Origin of the sequence: Xenorhabdus bharatensis (assembly GCF_037996705.1) — a bacterium.
In the GTDB taxonomy this organism is placed as follows: domain Bacteria; phylum Pseudomonadota; class Gammaproteobacteria; order Enterobacterales; family Enterobacteriaceae; genus Xenorhabdus; species Xenorhabdus bharatensis.
In genome coordinates, this window is sequence record NZ_JBBMXG010000133.1 from 1 (window position 1) to 208 (window position 208).

1 protein-coding gene is annotated in these 208 nt (G+C 43.3%); it reads right to left on the reverse strand.

The window, feature by feature from the left end:
• Window positions 1-168 (reverse strand): helix-turn-helix domain-containing protein (locus AAC855_RS21540; RefSeq protein WP_340612152.1); only part of this gene is annotated, 168 nt, incomplete at its 3' end.
• Window positions 169-208 lie beyond the last annotated feature (40 nt).

A 208-nucleotide genomic window follows, 5' to 3' on the forward strand; every position in this document is an offset into this window, starting at 1 on the left:
GTTGATAAGGGCATCAATACCACCGGCTTCAACCAATTCTTGATAACGGTAAAACGTGTCTCGTGATACGCCCATGACTTTGCAGGCTTGGGAAACATTGCCCAGCTCCCTAGCAAGATTGAGAAGACCTGCTTTGTGTTTAATGATGGGATTGCTAGTATGTAGCATGAGAGTTACCTCTTAGTTTCTTTGATTTAAGATTCAGCAC